Below are 20,670 nucleotides of genomic sequence, written 5' to 3' on the forward strand. Positions count from 1 at the left end.
TCATGCCTCCAGGATCTCCGCCAGTACGGCGGTGAACGCGTCGGTGGTGGCCCGGTCGCGGACGGCCACCCGCAGCCAGTCCGGGCCGAGCCCGGGAAACGTGTCGCCCCGGCGTACCGCCCAGCCGCGCTCGCGCAGGCGCTCGCGCACCCCCGCCGCCCCGGCCAGGTGCAGCAGCACGAACGCGCCGGCCGGGCGGCCCGCGACGCGTACCCCGGGCAGGCCGGACAGGCGGGCCACCAGGTGGTCGCGGTCGGCGGCCAGCTCGGCGGCGATCGCGCGCTCGGCCGCGACGGCGGTCGGCGACGCGCAGGCGGTGGCGGCGGCCAGCGCCGGGGTGGAGACCGCCCACAGCGGCTGCGCCGCGGCCAGGCGGGCCAGCAGCGGGGCCGCGCCGAGCAGGTAGCCGATCCGCAGCCCGGCCAGGCCCCAGGTCTTGGTCAGGCTGCGCACCACCAGGAGGCCGGGCAGGTCGCGCCGGCCGGCCAGGGACTCCGGCTCCCCGGGTACGCCGGGGGCGGCCGTCGTGTCGGCGAACGCCTCGTCGACGACCAGTACGCGGTCGGGGCGGGCCAGGGCGGCCAGGTCGGCGGCGGGGTGCAGCACGGACGTGGGGTTGGTCGGGTTGCCGACGACGACCAGGTCGGCGTCCTCGGGCACCCGGGCCGGGTCGAGCCGGAAGTCCTCGGCCGGGTCGAGCAGCACCCGCTCGACCTCGTGCCCGGCGGCCCGCAGCGCGGCCTCCGGCTCGGTGAACTGGGGGTGCACGACCACCGGCCGGCGCAGCCCGGTCAGCGCCCGGGCGAGCAGCACGAACGCCTCGGCCGCCCCGGCGGTGAGCAGCACCTCCTCCGGGGGACGCCCGTGCCGGGCGGCGACGGCGGCCCGGGCCGGCGCGGGGTCCGGGTACGCGGCCAGCTCGCCGAGCGCGGCGGTGATCGGGTCGGCCAGCCAGTCGGGCATCGGGGCGCGGCGCACGTTGACGGCCAGGTCGACCAGACCGGCCCCGACCTCGGCGTCCCCGTGGTGGCCGAGGTCCGGACCGCCGACGGCGGCGGCGGTCGCGCTCTCCCCGCCGGCCGGGCGGGACCCGTCTTCGGCGTTCGGCGCCGGCAGCAGCTGACCACGCATGTCCGCGATCCTGCCGGGAAGCCGCCGTGCGGCACAGCGGATCCCGGCGTGGTGCGCGTCACCAACCGACAGGCGACCGCCCGGTCATGAATTCTTCTCATTTCCGAATCGGAAATGTCATAGCTTGACCGTGTGAGCAACCGACCCCTTGGCAAGCCTGGTCGTCTCGTCCCTCTCCTCCGCGCCGGCCTGATCGCCGGCGTCGTGGTCGCCGGGGCCCTCTACCCGGTCGCCGCCCTCACCGGGCTCGGCGCCAAGACCACCGCGCACGCGGTGGAACAGAAGACGAACATCCTGCGCACCGCCCTGCCGGCCGAGACCTCGTACCTGTACGCGCCCGACGGCAAGACGGTGCTGACGATGTTCTACGAGGAGTACCGCCGCTACACCAAGCTGTCGGACATGTCCCCGAACATCCAGCAGGCCATCGTGGCCGCCGAGGACGCCCGCTTCTACCAGCACCGGGGCGTCGACCCGAAGGGCGTCGCCCGTGCCTTCGTGGCCAACTCCCGCTCCGGCGGGGTGTCCCAGGGCGCGTCGACGCTGACCATGCAGTTCGTCCGGATGGCCCTGCGGGACAGCGCCACGACGCCGAAGGAGGTCCAGGAGGCCACCCAGCAGACCAGCCTGCGCAAGGTCAAGGAGATGCGGATGGCCCTGGACGTGGAGAAGGAGCTGACCAAGGAACAGATCATGGAGCGCTACCTCAACTCCGCGTACTTCGGCCACCGCGCGTACGGCATCTTCGCCGCCGCACAGATCTTCTTCTCCAAGACGCCGGCCACCCTCACCCCGGTCGAGGCCGCCACCGTCGCCGGCCTGGTCAAGTCCCCCTCCGAGTACGACCCGGTCACCTCCGACCAGAAGGACGCCACCGGTCGGCGCAACTACGTGCTGGACCGGATGGCCCAGCTCGGCTACCTCAGCCCCGACGCCGTCGCGGCGGCCAAGGCCGAGCCGATCAAGCTGAACCTGAGCTACCCGGCCAACGACTGCACGTCCGTGCCGGAGAAGTACAACAGCTGGGGCTTCTACTGCGACTACCTGAAGAACTGGTGGAGCTCGCAGCCGGCGTTCGGCGAGAACCGGCTGGAGCGGATGGACAAGCTGCGCCGGGGCGGCTACCGGATCGTGCTCAGCATCGACCCGAAGATCCAGGAGGCGGCCGAGAAGGGCGTCGGGGCCAAGGACGGCATCGGCAGCCCGTTCGCCAACGGCATCGTGGTCGCCGAGCCCGGCACGGGCCGGATCAAGGCGATGGCGGTCAACCGGAAGTACTCGCTCGACCTGAGCGAGAACGGGCCCAGCGGCAACCCGGAGGCCAACCCGAACGTCAAGGCGACCTACCCCAACACCGTGGCCCCCCTGCTCGGCGGCGGCGACCTGCCCGGATACCAGGCGGGATCGACGTTCAAGATGTTCCCGATGCTCGCCGCGCTCAACTCCGGGCTGCCGCTGTCGACCGCGTACGACTCGCCGTACCGGTACCAGTCGAAGGTCTACGACGGCTGGGCCCCGTCGAACGCCAGCGGGGCGATGACGGGCCGGCAGACCATGTGGTCCGGGTTCGGCAAGTCGGTCAACACGTACTTCGTGCAGCTCGAGGAGCAGATCGGGGCTGAGAAGGGGGTACGGCTGGCCGAGCAGCTCGGGCTGCGCTGGCGCACCGACGTCGACCGGGACCACGCCTCCCCCACCAAGGCGAACAAGTGGGGCGCCTTCACCCTGGGCGTCTCCGACGCCACCCCGCTGGAGATGGCGAACGCGTACGCCGCGATCGCCGCGGACGGGCGGTACTGCGAGGCGCTGCCGGTGCAGTCGATCAGCAACCGGGACGGCACACCCACCACGTACACCACGGCCGGCGGGATCCAGCGGGAGGTCGCCAAGCCGCGCTGCCGGCAGGTGGTGAACGCGGACGCGGCCCGGGCGGCCACCGACGCGGCCCGCTGCCCGACCGGGGACACCCCGGCGAAGGGAAGCTGCGGCGGCTGGTCGACGGCGGACAGCGTCCGGGGCACGGTGGGACGCCCCGTCGCCGGCAAGACCGGTACGACGGACAGCACCCGGTCGGCCTGGTTCGTCGGCTACACCCCGGAACTGGCGGCGGCGAGCTTCATCGCCGACCCGGACAACCCGTTCAACGCCGTCGGTGACGGGATGTCCCAGGTGCCGATCGCGGCGGTGGCGGAGACCCTCCGCGACGCCCTCAAGGGCAGGCCCACCCGCCAGTTCACCCCGCCCTCGGACGCCATCGTCGGCTGACCGGTGAGGAAGGGTCCCTTGTCGGTCGGCGAGGGGCCCGCGCACCGTTGCCGCCGCCGCGGGCCAGTGGCGGCGGTCAAACGGGTAGCCTCGACGCGTGTACCGGTTCCTTCTGACGCCGCGCTGGCTGGGCATCCTCGCGCTGACCCTGGTCGCCGCGGCCGTGATGGTGCAGCTCGGCAACTGGCAGCTGGACCGCTACCGGGGCCGTACCGCGATCAACGAGCGGATCGACGCCGGCAGCCGGATGGCGCCGGTGCCGCTGCGGGACGCGGTGCCCGCTCCGACCGGCGGCAGCGGCACGGCCGGCCCGGCCCCCGCCGATCGGGCGACCTGGTCCCGGGTCACCGTGACCGGCCGGTACGACGCCACGAACGTCGTCCTGGTGCGCGGCCGGACGGTCGACAGCCGGGTCGGCTTCGAGGTGCTCACCCCGCTGGTCCTCGCCGACGGCACGGCCGTGCTCGTGGACCAGGGCTGGGTGCCCCCGGCCCCGGGCGGGGCCATCGCGCAGCCGCAACTGCCGCCGGTGCCGCAGGGCGAGGTGACCGTGGTGGGCCGGGTGCACCCGAGCGAGAGCGGCGCGGGCCCCGTCGACCGGCGGAACGGCCGGCTGGAGGCCCGCCGGATCGGCGTCCCCCGGCTGGCCCGCGAGCTGCCGTACCCCGTGCACGGGGCGTACGTCCTGCTGGACGAGCAGACCCCGGCCGCCGACCCGGTCTTCCAGGCCGTGCCGATCGGGCACACCAACAACTGGCAGAACTTCGGGTACGTGGTGCAGTGGTGGCTGTTCGCCGCCATGACGCTGTTCGGCTACGGGTGGGTGGCCCGGCGGGAGGCCCGCCGGCTGGCCGGCGGGGACCGGCCGGAGCAGCCGCTCGACCGGGCCGCCGAGCCCGCCCCGAGCACGCCGGCCTGACGCCCCGCCCGAGCCCGGCCCGAGCACGCCGGCCTGACGCCCCGCCCGAGCCCGGCCGGCGGGCGGCCGGTCAGCCCGTCGGGCGGGCCTCGTGGATGGCCCGGACCGCGTCGATCGTGTCCGCCTCGGCGGCGGTCTTGTCGTCGCGGTAGCGGACCACCCGGGCGAAGCGCAGCGCCATCCCGCCCGGGTAGCGGGAGCTGGTCTGCACCCCGTCGAACGCGATCTCGACGACCTGTTCGGGGCGGACCCGGACGACCCAGTCTCCGCGCTCCACGGCCAGGCCGAGGAACCGTTCGGTCTGCCAGCGCAGCATCTCGTCGGTGAGGCCCTTGAACGTCTTGCCGAGCATCACGAATCCGCCCGTGCCCGGGTCGCGGGCGCCGAGGTGCAGGTTCGACAGCCAGCCGCTGCGCCGGCCGCTGCCCCACTCGACGGCGAGCACCACCAGGTCGAGGGTGTGCCGGGGCTTCACCTTGACCCAGGCCGCGCCGCGCCGGCCCGCGTCGTACGGGGCGTCGAGGGACTTGACGACCACCCCCTCCTGCCCGGCGTCGACGGCCGCGGCGAAGGCGTCCCCCGCCGGCCCGGGGCCGTCCACCTCGACCCGGCCGACCAGCAGCGTGGCGTCGACCGCGTCGGCCAACGCCGCCCACCGGTCCCGGCCGGGCAGGTCGATCAGGTCCTGCCCGTCGAGGTGCAGCAGGTCGAAGAAGTACGGCGTCAACACCGTCTCGCCGGTCGTGGCGGCGGCGGCGAGCACGGCCGGGGCGACCGGGGTGGGACCGGTCGTGCTGGGCGTGGTGCGGCGGGCGGCCCGGCTGGAGGTCTGCTGGAAGGGCAGCGGCCGACCCGTCTCGTCCAGGCCGATCGCCTCGCCGTCGAGCACCAGCTCGCGGGCCGGCAGCGCCCGCACGGCGGCGACCACCTCGGGCACCCGGGCGGTGATCTCGTCCAGGCTGCGGGTGAACACGGCGATGTCGGACCCGGAGCGGTGCACCTGGATGCGGATGCCGTCGAGCTTCACGTCGACCACGGCGGGCGTGCCCGTCGCGGCCAGCGCCTCGTCGACCGAGGGGGCGCTCTGCGCCAGCATCGGGGCGAGCGGGCGGCCGACCTGGAGGCCGAACCCGGCGAGCGCCGTCGCGCCGCCGGCCATGGCCGCCGCCGCGACCACCCGCAGGTCGCCGACGAGCAGCAGGGCCCGGCGCACCGCGCCCAGCGGCACGTCGGCCGCCTTCGCGACGGCGTCGGCGAGCAGCCCCGCCTGGGCGCCCTGGCGCAGCTCGCCGCTGAACAGGCCGCGCAGCATGCGCTGCTCGTCGGCCGTGGCCCCGGCGAACAGCGCGCCGAGCAGCGCTCGGCGCCGGGCCTGGGAGCCCGGGCCGCGCACCGCCGCGATCTCGTCGATCGCGGCGTCGACCCCGGCGACCGTCAGGGTCGACTCGACGGCCGGCGGAGGCAGGTCGCGCAGGCTCGCCCAGCCCACCCCCGTCTGGCGCTGGCGCAGCTCACCGGCGAGCCAGCCCGAGCCCGCCGCGACCTCGGACGGGTCGAGCGCGCGCAGCGCGGCGGCCAGCAGCTCCACCTTGGCCCGCCGGCCGCCGGTGGCGCCCACGGCGGCGGAGGTGGCCGCCAGGTCGAGGAACCGCACGCTCCCATCCTGCCAGCCACCCCCGACCGACTCAGGCGGAGACCGGCTCCTCGATGCGCAGGCCCCGGGCACGCACCCCGTCCGCGACCCGGGCGAGCGTCGCGTCGAGCGCGACCAGGGCGGTGGAGAGCTGGCCGAGCTGTTCCTTGAGCGTGTCCTCGGGCCACGCGGAGACGTCGACGTCCCCCAGAGCGCTGACGGCGGCCTCCAGCCGGGCCATCACCTCGTTCGTACTCATGTTCGAAAGGCTATAACAGCCCCGCGCCCGACACACCGAGAACTGGCGGACCCACCCGGAAGTTACGGTTTCGTCATCCGACCTGGTGCGTGCCCGCGGCGGCCACCCTGGCCAGCAGCAACGCCTCGGCCTGGCAGACCCGGGCGAACTCGCCCAGGTGCAGGCTCTCGTTCGGCCCGTGCGCCCGGGCGTGCGGGTCCTCCACGCCGGTCACCAGGATCGCCGCCCGGGGGAACATCTCCTGGAAGGTGGCGATGAACGGGATCGAGCCGCCGATGCCGATGTCCACGGGTGCCGTGCCGTCCCAGGCCGTCCGGAAGGCGTCGCGGGCGGCGTCGAACATCGGCCCGTCGGCGTCGATGACGCACGGGTTCCCGTCGTGCTCGATCGTGACCGTCACCTGGGCACCCCACGGGGCGTGCTCGGTCAGGTGCTTCTGGACGGCCGCGTACGCCCGCTGCGGGTCGTCGCCCGGCGCCAGCCGTACGCTCAGCTTGGCCTTCGCGGCCGGGACCAGGGCGTTCGGGGCCTCGGCGGTGGGCGGGGCGTCGATGCCGAGCACGGCGAGCGAGGGCTTGGTCCAGATCCGGTCGGTGATCCGGCCGGTGCCGATGAGCCGCACGCCCTGGACCAGGCCGGCCTCGGCCCGGAACCGGTCCTCCGGGTAGTCGACGTTCGCGCCCTCCCGGCCGGTCAGCCCGGCGACGGCCACGTTACCCGCCTTGTCGTGCAGGGTGGCCAGCAGCCGGACCAGCGCGGTCAGCGCGTCCGGGACCGCGCCGCCGAACATGCCGCTGTGCACGGCGTGGTCCAGCGTGCGGACCTCGACGAACAAGTTGACGATGCCGCGCAGCGAGGTGGTCAGGGCCGGCGTGCCGATGTCCCAGTTGGTGGAGTCGGCGATCACGATGACGTCGGACGCGATCTCGTCGCGGTGCTCGGCGAGCAGCCGCTCCAGCGAGTCCGAGCCGAACTCCTCCTCGCCCTCGATGAACAGGACCACGCCGACCGGCAGCCGGTCGCCGAACGCGCGCAGCGCCGCGACGTGCGCCATGATCCCGGCCTTGTCGTCGGCGGCGCCGCGGCCGTAGAGCCGGCCGTCGCGCTCGACCGGCTCGAACGGGTCGGACTCCCACAGCGACAGGTCGCCGACGGGCTGGACGTCGTGGTGGGCGTAGAGCAGGACCGTCGGCGCGCCGGGCGGGGCGGCCTTCTTCCCGATCACGGCCGGCTGACCACCCGAACGCACGATCCTGACGTCGAGGTCGCACCCGCGCAGCAGCTCGGCCACCGCCTCGGCGGACCGCTCCACGTGCGAGTGGTCGAAGCCGTCGAAGGCGATGCCCGGGATGCGGACGAGTCGTTCCAGGTCGGCGCGGACGCCCGGCAGTTCCCGCTCGACGGCGGCCCGCAGCTCGGCGTCGGACATGATCGGAGTGGTCATGACCGGCAATGGTATTCCGGCCTTACCGGGCCGGCTCAGCGCAGCCGGACGTACTCGCGGGACGGGTCGTGCGGCAGGGCCGGGGCGCCGTCGACGACCAGGTCCGCCGCCTCGGCCGTGCCGTCGGCGGCGAGGTGCGCCCGCTCGCCGGCGTGCCAGCGGCGCAGCTCCGGCAGGATCGCCGGCCCGTCCCGCGCCACCGCCCGCCGCAGCCGCAGCTCCGCCGGCGCGGCGAGGAACACCGACAGGGTCAGCTCCGGACGGACCGCCGCGCGGGCCGCGCTGAGCCCCTCCAGCAGCACCACGGGGGCGGGCGGCACCGGCACCGCGCGGGGCAGGAAGCGCCGCCGCACCCAGCTGTACCGCCGGTACGCTCCCGGCCGGCCCGCCCGCAGCGGGGCGAGCACCTGCTCCTCCAGCCGGGGCCAGAAGGTCAGCTGGTCGTCCCAGCCGTCGAGCAGGTCGTCGGTGTGCACCACCGGCGGCCGGGCGCCGTCGGGCAGCGCGGCGAGGGCGTCCGCGAGGCGCGCGGCGAAGACGCTCTTGCCCGCGCCGCTCGGCCCGTCGACCGCCACCAGTCGGGTACGCCCCAGCCGCGCCGGCCCGGCCAGCACCCGCCGGCCCAGCTCGGCGTACGTCTCGACGGCCGGCACCACCACGGGCCCGACGCTAACGCCCGGCCCGGCGCGTACGCCTACCGGTCTACCCGGGCGCCGTTCGCCCGCACAGCCGCCGCGCCGACCGGCATGATCGTGCCGTGCGCCACAACGTGATGAGCCCGGGCGTCGACGCCCTGCTGGAACAGGCCCGCTCCGGGGTCCGCCGGCTGACCCCGCACGAGACGGTCGAGGCGGTACGCCTCGGCGCGCTGCTCGTCGACACCCGCACCGAACACCAGCGCCGGCAGCAGGGCGAGCTGCCCGGCGCGGTCGTCGTCGACCGGACCGTCCTGGAATGGCGGCTCGACCCGGCCAGCGAGTGGCGCATCCCCGAGGCCACCGGCTACGACCGGGAGATCGTGCTGGTGTGCCGCGAGGGCTACAGCTCCAGCCTCGCCGTGGCCAGCCTCCGGGCGCTCGGGCTGCACCGCGCCACCGACCTGATCGGCGGGGTGGAGGCGTGGCGGGAGGCGGGGCTGCCGATGTCCGACCGCCCCGCCGACGTGCGCCTCTGAGCCTCGGGGCGCCGCCGGGGGTCAGGCCGGCGGGGCGACCCGGGCCAGCCAGTCGGCCGCCTCGGCCGGGTCGAGCGCCCCGGTCACGGCCAGCGACGCGGGCATCATCGGGAACCGCCGGATGTTGTTCCAGCTCCGCTGGTACGGCGGCGGGTCCAGCACGACGACCCGGACGCCCTCGAACGGCGGGATGTCCGCCGGCGCGCCCTCGTTCCAGATCCACTTGCCGTACCCGTCGACCAGGTTGAAGCTGCCGACGACCGTGCCGCCGAACCGCTCCTCGGGCGCGTCGGTGGCCACCGCGACCCAGGCCGGGTCGACGGTCAGCCCCTCGACGAGCCCCCGCTCGGCCGGCCCGCTCAGCGCCCCGGCCAGCAGGGTGTTCAGCTGGAAGTTGTCGGCCACCCCGCCGACGGTCACCCACCAGCCCCGGCCCGTCGCCCGGTGCAGCACGAGCAGCCGCTCGCCGTCCAGCACCCGCAGCAGGCCGAGCACACAGTCCAGGTCGGGGCGCTCGCCGGCCAGCTCCGCGCCGGCGGCCAGCAGGCGGTCGCGGTGCGGGAACGTGGCCCGGACCGCGGCGGACTGCTGCAGCAGGGTGATCGCGGGCATCGCCCAGGTGCCGGCCGCGTACCAGCCCTGCACCGCGTCGAACGCGGCCTCCTCCGTCTCGTACGCCTCCGTGAGGACGCCGACCGACTCGTCCATGCTGCCCGGGTCCTCGGGGTCCGGCAGCGCGTCGTCGCCGCGTACCCGCTGCCAGCCGGCCCGGAACCGCGCCGCCCCCGCGAGCGCGGTGGCGAACCCGTCGGCGACCGGGGCGACCAGTGTGTCCGGGCGGGCGCCCAGCTCGACCAGCGCCCCGCAGAGGACGGAGAACTGGCCGCCCGCGCCGGTGCCGAGCCGCGGCAGCAGCGCCACGCACCGGGGCAGCGCCTCGTCCAGCTCCGCGACGGACGCCTGCTGCGCCGCCTCCCACACCCGCGGCGCCGCCCTGGTCATGGCGGCGCCGTCGCGGTCGCGTACGGCCGCCTCGACCGCGGCGACCCGGTCCGCCAGCTTCCCCCTGCGATTGAAGATCATCGCGGCAGCCTAGCCCGTGGGTGTGGGCGGCGCGCCGGGCGGGACGAACGGGAGTTTACCGGACGGGCCGGACTCGATGAGCCGCCACAGCGCGTCGGTGTCGAGGTGCTCCTCGACCATGTCGCCCAGCAGGTCCAGGGACCGCTCGCGGGCGGCCGCGAACGCCGTGTCCGGGGCGACCCGGAAGCCCGACCGGCCGGCGAGCCGCGCCGCCTCGGTGAGGAACCGGCGGCGGAACCCGTCCGACTCGAACGCGCCGTGCCAGTGGGTGCCGTGCACCGCGCCGAGGACCGCCCCCTCGGCGGTGCCGTCCGCGTACGTCAGCAGGGGCGTCAGCGCCGGGTCGGCGGACGAGACGTACCCGTGGTGGATCTCGTACCCGCGGACCGGGACGCCCGGGTCGGCGGCGGCGACGCCGGCCGACTGCCGGACGGTCTTACGCGGGTCGAACGTGACCTCGATCGGCAGCAGGCCCAGGCCGCGGACGCTGCCCTCGCCGCTCTCCACCGGGTCGTGGATCGCCCGGCCGAGCATCTGGAAGCCGCCGCAGATGCCCAGCAGCGGACGGCCCGCCGCCGCGTGCGCGAGCACGGCGTCGGCCAGCCCGGTCTCCCGCAGCCAGGCCAGGTCCGCCACGGTGGACTTGGAGCCGGGCAGCACGACCAGGTCGGCGGCGGCCAGTTCGGCGGGCTCCACGGTCAGCCGGACCCGCACGCCGGGCTCGGTGGCCAGCGCCTCGACGTCGGTGGCGTTGCTGATCCGGGGCAGCCGGACCACGGCGACGTCCAGCCAGTCGGTGCCGCGCGGGGCGGCCGGCCGGCCGAGCACCCGCCCGTACGCGAGGGAGTCCTCCGCGTCCAGCCACAGGTCCAGGTGCCAGGGCAGCACCCCGTACGTCGGGCGGCCGGTGACCTGGCGCAGCATGTCCAGCCCCGGCCGGAGTAGCCCGAGGTCGCCCCGGAACTTGTTGATGACGAAGCCGGCGACCAGCGCCTGGTCCGCCGGGTCGAGCAGGGCGACCGTGCCGAACATCGAGGCGAACACCCCGCCCCGGTCGATATCGCCGACCACGATCGTGGGCAGGTCGGCGTGCCGCGCCAGCCCCATGTTCACGTAGTCGCCGGCCCGCAGGTTGATCTCCGCCGGGCTGCCGGCGCCCTCGCAGACCACCACGTCGTACGCCTCGCGCAGCTCGGCGAGCGCGGCGAAGGCCACCTCGGCGAGCCGGGGCCGCAGCGAGTGGTAGTTCCCGGCGGTGACCGTGTCGACGGCCTCGCCCAGCAGCACGACCTGGCTGGACCGGTCGCTGCCCGGCTTGAGCAGCACCGGGTTGAAGCGCAGGTCCGGGGCGAGCCCGCAGGCCGCCGCCTGCATCGCCTGGGCGCGGCCGATCTCGCCGCCCCGCCCGTCCGCGCCGACCACCACCGCCGAGTTGTTGGACATGTTCTGCGCCTTGAACGGCGCGACCTTCACCCCGCGGCGGCGCAGCCAGCGGCAGATCCCGGCGGTGAGCACGCTCTTACCCGCGTCGGAGGTGGTCCCCGCGACCAGCAGCCCCCCGCTCATCGGCCGGCCCCGGCCGCGAAGATCCGGCGCACGCCCCGCACGGCGCGTGCCGCGGCCGGGGCACTCCGGCGCACGCCCCACCCGACGCTCGCCCTCGCCGGGGCGTCAGCTGTCGGTGTGGGCACTGTGGAGCTGCCCGCAGGAATGGGGCGGGCGGCGCGCGCCGGCCGGCCGGCGGGCCCCCAGGAGCCGGGTGCCGACGTCATGGGCGCTCCGGCCGCGAGCCCGGGCCAGCCCGGCCGGCGCAGCGCGCGCCAGCCCCGCCGACCGAGCGCGCCGGCGAGCCGGCCGGCGGTGACCGGGTACGCGGCGGCCAGGCCGAGGGCGGCCAGGCCCACCACGCCGGAGATCCGGGCGGCCCGCTTCAGGTGCCGCGCCTCCGGGCGGGGCCCGTCGCCGAGGAACGGCCGCACCTCCGACCGCCCGAAGTAGACGTTGCGGCCCCCGAGCCGTACGCCGAGCGCCCCCGCCATCGCCGCCTCGCACTGCCCCGCGTTCGGGCTCGGATGGTCGTTGCGGTCCCGGCGCCACACCCGCCACGCCCGCGCCCGGTCCCCGTGCGCGACCGGAGCGGCCGCGATCGTGAGGAGCCCGGTCAGCCGGGCCGGCGCCAGGTTGAGCAGGTCGTCCAGGCGGGCGGCCGGGGTGCCGAAGCGGGCGTACCGGGGCGAGCGGTGCCCGACCATCGCGTCGAGGGTGTTGGCCGCCCGGTAGCCGAGCAGGCCGGGCAGCCCGGCGACCGCGCCCCAGAACAGCGGTGCCACCACGGCGTCCGAGGTGTTCTCGGCGACGGACTCGACGGTGGCGCGGGCCAGTTCGGGCTCGTCCAGGGTCGACGGGTCCCGCCCGCAGAGGTGCCCCAGCCGGCCACGGGCCGCCGGCAGGTCGCCGCTTCGCAGCGCCCGCCCCATCACCTCCGCCTCGCCGCGCAGGGTGCGACCGCCGAGCACGGTCCAGGTGCCGGAGGCCACCAGCGCGGCCCGACCGACCGGGTGCCGCCGGGTGGCGACCACCGCCCCCGCCCCGACCAGCACCGGCACGCCCACGGCGAGCGCCGTGAACACCGCCCCGGCCCTACGCTCCGGCCGGTACACGCGCTGCTCCAGGGCCCTGGCCGCGCGGCCGAAGCCGGCCACCGGATGCCAGCGGCGAGGATCGCCGAGGAGCACGTCCAGGGCGTACCCCGCCACAAGTCCCGCCGAGTTCGCCACGGCCATCGACTGCCGCACCCGCCACCACCTCCGGCCGGCAGCCTAGCCGGGCGCCGCACTGATGCCACTCCCTCGCCCCTCCCCTACCCTCCCCGGCTCCCGTGATCATGGGGTTGACGGCAGCCGCAGAGATCGAACCGGCCGTCAACTCCATGATCACCGGCGCCGGGTGGGGCCGCCGCCGGCCCGGGTGGGGCGGCGGGTGGGGCGGCGGGTGGGGCGGCGGGTGGGGCGGGACGCTCGGCGGGCTGCCCCGCGTCAGCCCGTCGAGCGTCCCCGCCACGCGGACGCGGTTGATCCACTCCGTGTCGCCGACATGGGGGCATTCCGGCGCCCGGACACCGCCATGTCGCCGACATGGTGGACCGATCGTCAGGCGGGCACCGGGACGCGTCCGCGGCCTCGCCGGCCCCGGCGGTTCGCGGCCGCCCCGCCCGGCTCCCCGTCGGACGGCTCGGGCTCGTCCTCTCCGCCCCCGTCGGACGGCGCCGGCTCGTCCTGCCCGGCCCCACCGGACGACTCGATGCCGTCGCGCCGCCTTGCGGCCGTGGGCAGCGGCGACAGGGGATCCGCGACGGCGCTCAACTCGTCCAGGTCCTCGTCGTCGCCGAGCCCGCCGTCGTCCTCGGGGTCGTCGGGGCCCTCGTCCGCGTTCTCGGCCCGGCCGCGCAGGGAGTCAGCCCCGCGGTCGAAGGGGTCGGCGCGCAGGCCGTCGAAGTCGGGGCCGGCCCGCAGACCGCGCCCGACGGGCGGGTCGTCGAACGAGACGCGTGCCGGGTCGAAGCCGGCCCGCTCGAAGTCCTCGTCGAACGGCCGGTCGTCCGGCGACGCGGGCGCCTGCCCCTGCGGGACGCGCTCGGTCGGCTCGCCGTGCACCCGGCTCTCGGCCTCGGCGTCCTCGACCGTGCTGGTGGCCGTGCTCGGCCGGTTACGCAGGAACCGCGCCCGCCCCCGGGACAGGTCGTGCCCGACCGCGACCGCCTCCAGCTCGTACAGGGTGCGGTGGTTGCCGGCGTCATCGGTCCAGTCCCGGGTGTAGAGGCGCCCGACGACCACCACCGGGTCGCCGACCATGACGGACGAGGCGACCCCCTCGGCCAGCTTCCGCCAGCAGTTGACCCGTACGCGGAGGCTGTTGCCGTCGACCCACCGGCCGCTGTCCCGGTCGAGCCGCCGGGCGGTGGAGGCCACCTTGAAGTTGGCCACCAGGGTGTTGCTCTGGGTGGTGCGCCGCCACTCCGGCGCGGTTAGAACATTACCGACAATTGTTACATAGGTATCGAACATCGTCCCTCCAGGGGAGAACCAGGCTTGCCGTGGCGAGTCGACTCACCGCCGAGCCTCGCCACCCGGCCGCCCCACCGCCACCTCCCGCCCGCGACCTGTGGACGGCGGGGCTGCCTGTGGACAACCGCCTGATCAAGGTTCCGGTGTGCTAGGGCCACCGGCCCAGGGCCGCCCTCCCGCCGCCGTTCGAGGCCCGCAGGTGCGCGGCGGAGGGGTGTTTCCGCTGGCGTCGCGGCCGGGTACGGATCTGATCAACCGAAGCGACGAGAAAGGCCACGGAAGATGACTGGACTCCGTACGACCGGTTCCACCCACGGCGAGGGCGGGGCGCGCCGATGAGCGCCGTGGCGAATCCCGCGACCGTGGCGGAGTGCCTGCGCGTCGGCGCGGGGTTCTCGCAGGGCGACCGGAACTGGATCGTCGAACGGTTCGCCACCCTCGACGCCCGGCTGGCCGGCTTCCACGCCGACGCGACCGAGCTGGAAGTCTCGGTGAAGGACCGGAACGCCCGCGGGCAGAGGGTCACGCTGGAGTGCTGGATCGCCGGTCGGCAACGGGTCGTGACCACCTCCACGGAGGAGGACCTGCGCACCGCGCTCAACGACGTCCGCGACGACCTGCGTCGGCGGCTCGACGACGCCAAGACCCGGCAGGAGCCCCGGAGCAACAAGCACGTCCGCGAGCTCGGCCAGCCCGAGGGCCAGGTGGACGGGGCCGGGGCCGACCAGGCGCGAGCGGACGACGAGACCGCCTGACCACGACCGGCGACGGCGGCGCTCCGGCGCCCGCACCGAGGGGGATACCGCACTTTCCCCGGCGGGGCTACCGGCGGGTAGTTCCGGGGCGTACCGTCGCGGGCGTGGAACCGGACGTGCTGGGGCCGCCGTACGAGCGGCAGACGATCGACCTGGGCAGCGACGACGAGGGGCGCGTCGTCGCGACCCTGGTCCGCCGGCGGGCCGACCGCCCGACCCGCCGGGCGGTGCTCTACGTGCACGGCTACGTCGACTACTTCTTCCAGACCCACCTGGCCGACTTCTTCGCCGAGCATGGCTGGGACTTCTACGCCCTCGACCTGCGCAAGTACGGCCGCAGCCTGCTGCCGCACCAGACCCCGAACTTCTGCCGCGACCTCGGCGACTACTTTCCCGAGCTGGACGCCGCCGCGGCGATCGTGCGCGACGGCGACGGCCACGACACCCTGCTCGCCATGGGGCACTCCACGGGCGGCCTGGTCCTGTCGCTCTGGGCGCACGCCCGCCGCGAGGCCGGCCTGGTCGACGGGCTCTTCCTCAACAGCCCCTTCTTCGACATCAACGCCCCCTGGCTGGTGCGCAGGCCCCTCGCGGCCGCCGCCTCCCGCCTGGGCCGCAAAGCGCCGCGCCGCGCCCTGCCCATCGGCCTCGGCACCGTGTACGGCGAGAGCCTGCACGCCGAGCATCGGGGCGAGTGGACGTACGACCTGGCGTGGAAGCCGCTGGCCGGGTTCCCGGTGCGGGTCGGCTGGCTGGACGCGATCCGCACCGCCCAGCGGCAGCTGCGCGCCGGCCTCGACATCCCGGTGCCGGTGCTGGTCGCCTGCTCCACCCGCACGTACCGGGGCACGAAGTGGCACGACTCGGCGACCCTCGCCGACGCCGTGCTGGACGTGGAGCACATCGTGCGCTGGGCGCCGCGCCTCGGCCGGCACGTCACCCTGGCCCGCTTCGACGGCGGCCTGCACGACCTGACCCTGTCCGGCCCTGCCGTACGGGAGAAGGTCTTCGCGGAGGTCGGCCGGTGGGCGGAGGCGTTCCTCGCCGCCGGGCCGACCGTCCCGGTGCCCGCCACCCGCCGGCCGACCGAGGAACCGGACGCAACGGACGCCGTCGGCGAGGCGACCCGGGCGGACGCGACCGCCCAGGGGTGACCCGAGCAGGCTGAAACGGGGATGCCCAGCGTGGGCGGGACGTGCGACCCTGAGCGGGCGCCGATGGGTGCCCCGTTGCACCCGTACGCGCCGCCTCGGCGGTACCCTCTTGGCGCGACACGCACCACGCGCGCCCGTAGCTCAGCGGATAGAGCAGGGGACTTCTAATCCCAAGGCCGCAGGTTCGAATCCTGCCGGGCGCACCCATCGTTAGCTGCATGAACGGCCCCCGAAATGGATCATCGGGGGCCGTCGCGCACAGTGTGGGGACAACCTGGGGACAGTGTTAGCGGAGCCTTGCCGCGCCGCAGCGGGTCAGCCGTCGCCAGACTGCTCCAGTCATGCCCACAGATGGACCGGACACACGCTCAACCCGGCAGGGTAGGTTCATGCCGTGCTTGCGATGACTCTCCGAGAGATCACGGCCGTTGTCGGCGGAGCCTTGCACGACGCTCCCCCCAACCTGACAGTGATCGCGCCGGTGGTGTTCGACAGCCGGCGTGTGGAGCCCGGCGGAATGTTTGTGGCGTTGCCCGGTGAACGGGTGGACGGACACGACTACGCCGCTCAGGCGGTCGAGGCCGGCGCTGTGGCGGTGTTGGCGTCCCGGCCCGTCGGTGTGCCGGCAGTGGTCGTCGGCGACGTGCCCGCCGCGTACGGGCGGCTGGCTCGCGCGGTGGTGGACCGGCTGCCGCTGACCACGGTGATCGGCGTGACCGGCTCGGTCGGCAAGACATCGACCAAGGACATCCTCGCCCAGGTGCTACCCGCGTTCGGCCCGACCGTCGCCAACCGGGCGTCGAACAACAACGAACTCGGCCTGCCCTACACCGTCACCCGCGCCACCGCCGATACCCGCTACCTCGTGTTGGAGATGGGCGCGCGCGGGATCGGGCACGTGGCCTACCTGACCCACCTCGCCCCGCCCAAGGTCAGCGTCGTCACGCGCGTTGGGCACGCCCACCTTGGCGAGTTCGGGTCGGTGGAGAACATCGCCCAGGCCAAAGGCGAAATCGTGGAAGCACTCCCCGACGCCGCCGATGGCGGGTTGGCCGTGCTCAACGCCGACGATGAGTTGGTGACCGCCATGGCTTCCCGCACCGCCGCACGAGTGGTGCGGTACGGCATCGAGCGGCCGGCCGACGTGCGCGCCGAGGATGTGAGCGTGGACGAGCTGGGCCGCGCCCGCTTCCGGCTCGTGCACGACGGCCAGTCCGCCGAGGTGCGGTTGCGGCTGTACGGGTTGCACCAGGCGTCCAACGCGCTAGCTGCCGCCACGGTCGTTCTCGGGCTAGGCCATCCGATCGACGCGGTGGCCGACGCCCTGTCGCTGGCGGAGGCGGTGTCACCGGGCCGTATGCAGGTCACGACCCGCCCCGATGGGGTGACGGTCATCAACGACGCATACAACGCCGCACCCGACGCCATGCGCGCCGCACTGCGGGCACTCCGGTCGATGACCGGCGACGGCCGGCGCGCAGTAGCTGTGCTGGGCGAGATGGCCGAGCTGGGCGACCACGCCTCCGAGGTACACCGCGAGATCGGGCAGCAGGTGGCCGAGATCGGCGCGGGCTGGCTGGTCGCCATCGGCGGCACGGACGCCGAGCAGTACGCGGCCGGAGCCGCCGGCACCGGCACGGCAGTGGACCGGGCGGCGAACGTGGCCGAGGCATGGGAGCTACTACGCACCGGGTTGCGGCCGGGAGATGTGGTGTTGGTCAAGGCAGCCAACAGCGCCGGACTCCTCGCGCTCGCCGACAGGCTGATCGAGGAACCCGGCGCCGTCACCGCCTGACAGGGAAGGGGGTCAGGCGGACAGGGCGACCTCGGATCGGCTGCCCAGGCGGTCCAGGATCGGCTGCGCTAACCGAACTCGGGAGAGTCGACGTGGACGCTGAACGCAGGCGCGTTCTCAGCACCGCCGCCTACTCGCTCGCCGCGCTGGCTCTGCCCGCCGATCGCTGGTGGTCGCAGATGGCCAAACGTGGCCAGGCGCGCGGCGCAGCAGGCGGGAGGACCGTGAGCCGTGGCGACGTAGACGCGGTCCACGACATGATGTCCCTGTTCTCCCGCGTCGACCAGCGCAGAGGCGGCGGACATGCCCGCTCGGCGCTCGTCCAATACCTCACCTCCGATGTGGCGATCTTCCTTTGCGGGCGCTACACCGACGACATTCTGAGACGCGACATGTTCACCGCCGCCAGCGAGCTTTCCTACCTCGCCGGGTGGATGGCATTCGACAACGGCGAACACAACGTGGCTCAGTACTACTTCAACGTCGCAGTCAAACTAGCCGCAGAAGCCGACAATCCAGCAATGGCAGGCCATGTACTACGCGCGATGGCACATCAGGCCATCGACCTCGGCCACCACAAGCGCGCTCTCAACCTCGCTTCGGCATCAGTAGACGGCGAACGGTACAACGCCGCAGCTCCACGAGAACGAGCCTTACTCGGAGTGGTCTACGCACGCGCACTAGCAGTGAACGGCGAAACGCAAGACGCGGCTCGCGCACTTCTCCGAGCCGAAGACGACCTCGCCGCCGCCACCGGCGGAGACGACGAGCCCGGACGCGTCTTCTTCTTCGGCGAAGCGAGCCTCGCACACGAAACGGCCTGCGCACTGCGCGACACCGGCGACCTAGCCGGCGCGACGAACCAGTTCCGTCGCAGCGTCAAGACGCGCAAAGCGACAGCTTTCACTCGAACCCACGCCGTCACGCTCGGATATATGGGAGCCGTCCAGGCTAGGCAGGGCGAAATCGAAGAAGCCTGTGCGACATGGTCCCGTGCCCTCGACGCCATGGAAGGCGTCCGATCGGGCCGCACGCGCCAGGTCGCTGCCGAAATGCGCGCCATCCTCTCTCCCTACAGACGCCGCACCGTGCGAGCGGTCCGGGACGTGGATTCCCGCGCCAAGACCTACCTCTCCACTTTTGCCTAAACGACGATCAGCAACAGGAGCGGGAGAGCCGAATGGCAGCCGAGAAGTTCGCCGTGGAATCAATTGCGCGGGTCGTTGGCGGAAGAACTGAACCGACTGATGACTACTGGGGCGGAAGCCGGGCCATTATCCGAATCAACGAAGATAGGTTCACCCCAGCAGCCACCAAGGGACTAGAGGAATTCTCCCACCTTGAGGTCGTATTTCGATTCCACCTCACCGATCCGACCGATTTAAACCTCGGTGCACGCCGCCCCAGGGACAACCCGGAATGGCCCGAGGTGGGCATCTTCGGCCACCGCAACATGCGTCGCATCAACTGGTTGGGCGTGTCTCGATGCCGCCTGGTCAAGGTCGACGGCCTTGACCTTCACGTCGAGGAACTGGACGCCGTAGACGGCTCCCCCGTCCTGGACATCAAGCCATGGTTCTCCGAGTTCGGCCCACGCGGCGAGGTCGAGCAACCGACCTGGACGACTCAGATGCTCGGACTGTACTTCGCGGACCCCGCAGAGGCCCAGGCAGAGCAGCAGCCACGGTGAGCCCGGTGTGAGCCCGGACGCCTACGGACCAACCAGCACCGTCCACTACAATGAACAGGCGTAGGGGTGTCTACCTGCACAGATAGACACCCCTACGGACTCACAATCACCCGGTAGCACTCCCGGATTCAACTTCTAATCCCAAGGCCGCAGGTTCGAATCCTGCCGGGCGCACAGGCACTTCTCGACCCGACCCGCCTGCGCGACTACCGCCGCGCCGCCCACACATTGACCGACACCGCTTCCGACATCGCCCATCTCCACAACATCATCCTCGCCGGGCGATACCAGCACCGTTGCCGGGCAACGCCTTCACCGAGTTACGAGACATCCTTAAGTCAGCTACCGGCAGTACGCCTCGAAAGCCTCGCGTAGTTCGGCCGCCTCGTGGATGCCGCTCGCCTCCACGGCGGTCACCACCTCCGCCGCGCGCCAGCGATTCGACGGCACGATCCGGCCGGAGCAGATCGCGGCGAGTGCCGTCCCGCTGGCCTCGTCGACCTTCCCCACGCCTACCAGGGCAAGGCTGAGGTCGAGCTTGGCCGAGGCAATTCGGCGAGGGCGGCGTACCCCGTCCGATGCCCGTTCCAGTTCGGCAATTGCCTCTCGGGCCATGCCCTCCGCCGCCGGGTCACCCACCCAGGAGAGAGTGGTGGCCGTGTACGAGAGCGCCTTGTTCGGGTCGTAGCGGTAATGGTGTTCTGGGCCCTCGGGAGCCGGCAGCGGTGCCACAAGTCGGCTGAGCTGCCCCAGGCACCGGCGGACCTCCGCCGGCTCGCCCATGCGCGCCCTGGCACGCCCTTCCTGCGCCGTGGCCTGTAGGTGGGCGGAGCTGCCGTGCGGCGCAACTTCCTGTGCCTGCTGGGAGAGGCTGACGGCCTCGCGGTAGTTCCCGTCCGTCAGCACGTCCCACGCCCGAGTCTCGATGCACCAGGCCGCCAACTCGTCGTGACCTGCCTCGGTCGCGAGTCGTACGGCGGTGTCGAGCCTCGCGTCCCCGGCCGCCCGCTGCCGAAGGTCGATGTGCAGGGTGGCGCCGAGCAGAGAGAGCCATCCGCCGACCACCAGCAATCGCCGGTGCTGCCGGAGGGTCTTGCGACGGTCGACGAGTTGCCGGACGTATGACAGGTGCTGGCGTACCCGGACGATGAGCTGCTGCGGGGGCGTCCGGGCGTACGCCATCGCCAACTCGTCGACAACCCGTTCCAACCGATCCAACATCTCGTCGCTGACGTCACTGGCCGCCACGCGGCGAGCAAGCTCCAGGGCGTCCAACTCGTCGGCGACGGCAGACGCCGAGCCCT

At 73.8% G+C, this 20,670-nt stretch carries 17 protein-coding genes, 1 tRNA gene and 1 pseudogene; 9 read left to right on the top strand and 10 right to left on the bottom strand.

What is annotated here, in order from left to right:
* Positions 1 to 1,131 (bottom strand): Rv2231c family pyridoxal phosphate-dependent protein CobC, encoded by a 1,131-nt coding sequence (cobC, locus tag ACGFIZ_RS07965; protein WP_393416963.1) that lies wholly within the window; start codon positions 1,129 to 1,131, stop codon positions 1 to 3.
* Between the two features lie 132 nt (positions 1,132 to 1,263).
* Between cobC and ACGFIZ_RS07970 the strand changes: the two genes are divergently transcribed.
* Together ACGFIZ_RS07970 and ACGFIZ_RS07975 are read left to right on the top strand one after the other, a co-directional pair.
* On the top strand, positions 1,264 to 3,396 hold the full coding sequence (locus tag ACGFIZ_RS07970) for a transglycosylase domain-containing protein (protein WP_393416965.1): 2,133 nt from the start codon (positions 1,264 to 1,266) through the stop codon (positions 3,394 to 3,396).
* Positions 3,397 to 3,493: 97 nt separating this feature from the next.
* On the top strand, positions 3,494 to 4,315 hold the full coding sequence (locus ACGFIZ_RS07975) for an SURF1 family protein (RefSeq protein ID WP_393416967.1): 822 nt from the start codon (positions 3,494 to 3,496) through the stop codon (positions 4,313 to 4,315).
* Between the two features lie 70 nt (positions 4,316 to 4,385).
* On the opposite strand, the gene ACGFIZ_RS07980 is transcribed toward ACGFIZ_RS07975, so the two are convergent.
* The 4 genes from ACGFIZ_RS07980 to ACGFIZ_RS07995 form a co-directional block, all read right to left on the bottom strand.
* On the bottom strand, positions 4,386 to 5,969 hold the full coding sequence (locus ACGFIZ_RS07980; protein WP_393416969.1) for an ATP-dependent DNA ligase: 1,584 nt from the start codon (positions 5,967 to 5,969) through the stop codon (positions 4,386 to 4,388).
* A gap of 31 nt (positions 5,970 to 6,000) precedes the next feature.
* Entirely contained in the window at positions 6,001 to 6,207 is a 207-nt protein-coding gene (locus ACGFIZ_RS07985) for a hypothetical protein (RefSeq protein WP_347670264.1), read from the bottom strand.
* A gap of 73 nt (positions 6,208 to 6,280) precedes the next feature.
* Positions 6,281 to 7,636, bottom strand: a complete 1,356-nt coding sequence (locus ACGFIZ_RS07990) for a dipeptidase (RefSeq protein WP_393417255.1) — start codon at positions 7,634 to 7,636, stop codon at positions 6,281 to 6,283.
* Positions 7,637 to 7,686: 50 nt separating this feature from the next.
* Positions 7,687 to 8,310, bottom strand: coding sequence for a uridine kinase (locus ACGFIZ_RS07995; protein WP_393416971.1), 624 nt, complete (start codon positions 8,308 to 8,310; stop codon positions 7,687 to 7,689).
* 113 nt (positions 8,311 to 8,423) lie between these two features.
* On the opposite strand from ACGFIZ_RS07995, the gene ACGFIZ_RS08000 reads away from it, so the two are divergent.
* The gene (locus ACGFIZ_RS08000) at positions 8,424 to 8,825 is read left to right on the top strand and encodes a rhodanese-like domain-containing protein (RefSeq protein WP_347670280.1); all 402 of its coding nucleotides are present in this window, start codon (positions 8,424 to 8,426) and stop codon (positions 8,823 to 8,825) included.
* Between the two features lie 21 nt (positions 8,826 to 8,846).
* Here the strand turns inward: ACGFIZ_RS08000 and ACGFIZ_RS08005 are convergent, their stop codons facing one another.
* The 4 genes and pseudogenes from ACGFIZ_RS08005 to ssb all read right to left on the bottom strand — a co-directional run bounded on the left by ACGFIZ_RS08005 (position 8,847) and on the right by ssb (position 13,972).
* Positions 8,847 to 9,908 (bottom strand): hypothetical protein, encoded by a 1,062-nt coding sequence (locus ACGFIZ_RS08005; RefSeq protein WP_393416973.1) that lies wholly within the window; start codon positions 9,906 to 9,908, stop codon positions 8,847 to 8,849.
* Positions 9,909 to 9,917: 9 nt separating this feature from the next.
* Positions 9,918 to 11,474, bottom strand: a complete 1,557-nt coding sequence (locus ACGFIZ_RS08010) for a cobyric acid synthase (protein ID WP_393416975.1) — start codon at positions 11,472 to 11,474, stop codon at positions 9,918 to 9,920.
* Positions 11,475 to 11,704: 230 nt separating this feature from the next.
* Positions 11,705 to 12,691 (bottom strand): annotated as a pseudogene (locus tag ACGFIZ_RS08015) (cobalamin biosynthesis protein); the annotation flags it as partial.
* 366 nt (positions 12,692 to 13,057) lie between these two features.
* Positions 13,058 to 13,972: a single-stranded DNA-binding protein gene (gene ssb / locus ACGFIZ_RS08020; RefSeq protein ID WP_393416977.1), complete on the bottom strand. Its 915-nt coding sequence runs from the start codon at positions 13,970 to 13,972 to the stop codon at positions 13,058 to 13,060.
* Positions 13,973 to 14,307: 335 nt separating this feature from the next.
* On the opposite strand from ssb, the gene ACGFIZ_RS08025 reads away from it, so the two are divergent.
* The 6 genes from ACGFIZ_RS08025 (at position 14,308) to ACGFIZ_RS08050 (ending at position 19,366) form a co-directional block, all read left to right on the top strand.
* Entirely contained in the window at positions 14,308 to 14,727 is a 420-nt protein-coding gene (locus ACGFIZ_RS08025; RefSeq protein WP_393416979.1) for an HPF/RaiA family ribosome-associated protein, read from the top strand.
* 104 nt (positions 14,728 to 14,831) lie between these two features.
* Positions 14,832 to 15,881, top strand: coding sequence for an alpha/beta hydrolase (locus ACGFIZ_RS08030; protein WP_393416981.1), 1,050 nt, complete (start codon positions 14,832 to 14,834; stop codon positions 15,879 to 15,881).
* Between the two features lie 130 nt (positions 15,882 to 16,011).
* A tRNA-Arg gene (locus ACGFIZ_RS08035) sits at positions 16,012 to 16,084 on the top strand.
* A gap of 200 nt (positions 16,085 to 16,284) precedes the next feature.
* A complete protein-coding gene (gene murF / locus ACGFIZ_RS08040; RefSeq protein ID WP_393416983.1) occupies positions 16,285 to 17,676 on the top strand; it encodes a UDP-N-acetylmuramoyl-tripeptide--D-alanyl-D-alanine ligase in 1,392 nt (463 codons plus the stop codon).
* A gap of 92 nt (positions 17,677 to 17,768) precedes the next feature.
* Positions 17,769 to 18,824: a Tat pathway signal protein gene (locus ACGFIZ_RS08045; protein ID WP_393416985.1), complete on the top strand. Its 1,056-nt coding sequence runs from the start codon at positions 17,769 to 17,771 to the stop codon at positions 18,822 to 18,824.
* A 32-nt stretch (positions 18,825 to 18,856) separates the two neighbouring features.
* The gene (locus tag ACGFIZ_RS08050) at positions 18,857 to 19,366 is read left to right on the top strand and encodes a TrmO family methyltransferase (RefSeq protein WP_393416987.1); all 510 of its coding nucleotides are present in this window, start codon (positions 18,857 to 18,859) and stop codon (positions 19,364 to 19,366) included.
* A 342-nt stretch (positions 19,367 to 19,708) separates the two neighbouring features.
* On the opposite strand, the gene ACGFIZ_RS08055 is transcribed toward ACGFIZ_RS08050, so the two are convergent.
* Positions 19,709 to 20,614: a transcriptional regulator gene (locus tag ACGFIZ_RS08055; RefSeq protein WP_393417258.1), complete on the bottom strand. Its 906-nt coding sequence runs from the start codon at positions 20,612 to 20,614 to the stop codon at positions 19,709 to 19,711.
* Between the last annotated feature and the right edge of the window lie 56 nt (positions 20,615 to 20,670).

Source organism: Micromonospora sp. NPDC048830, from assembly GCF_043198215.1.
Classification (GTDB): domain Bacteria; phylum Actinomycetota; class Actinomycetes; order Mycobacteriales; family Micromonosporaceae; genus Micromonospora.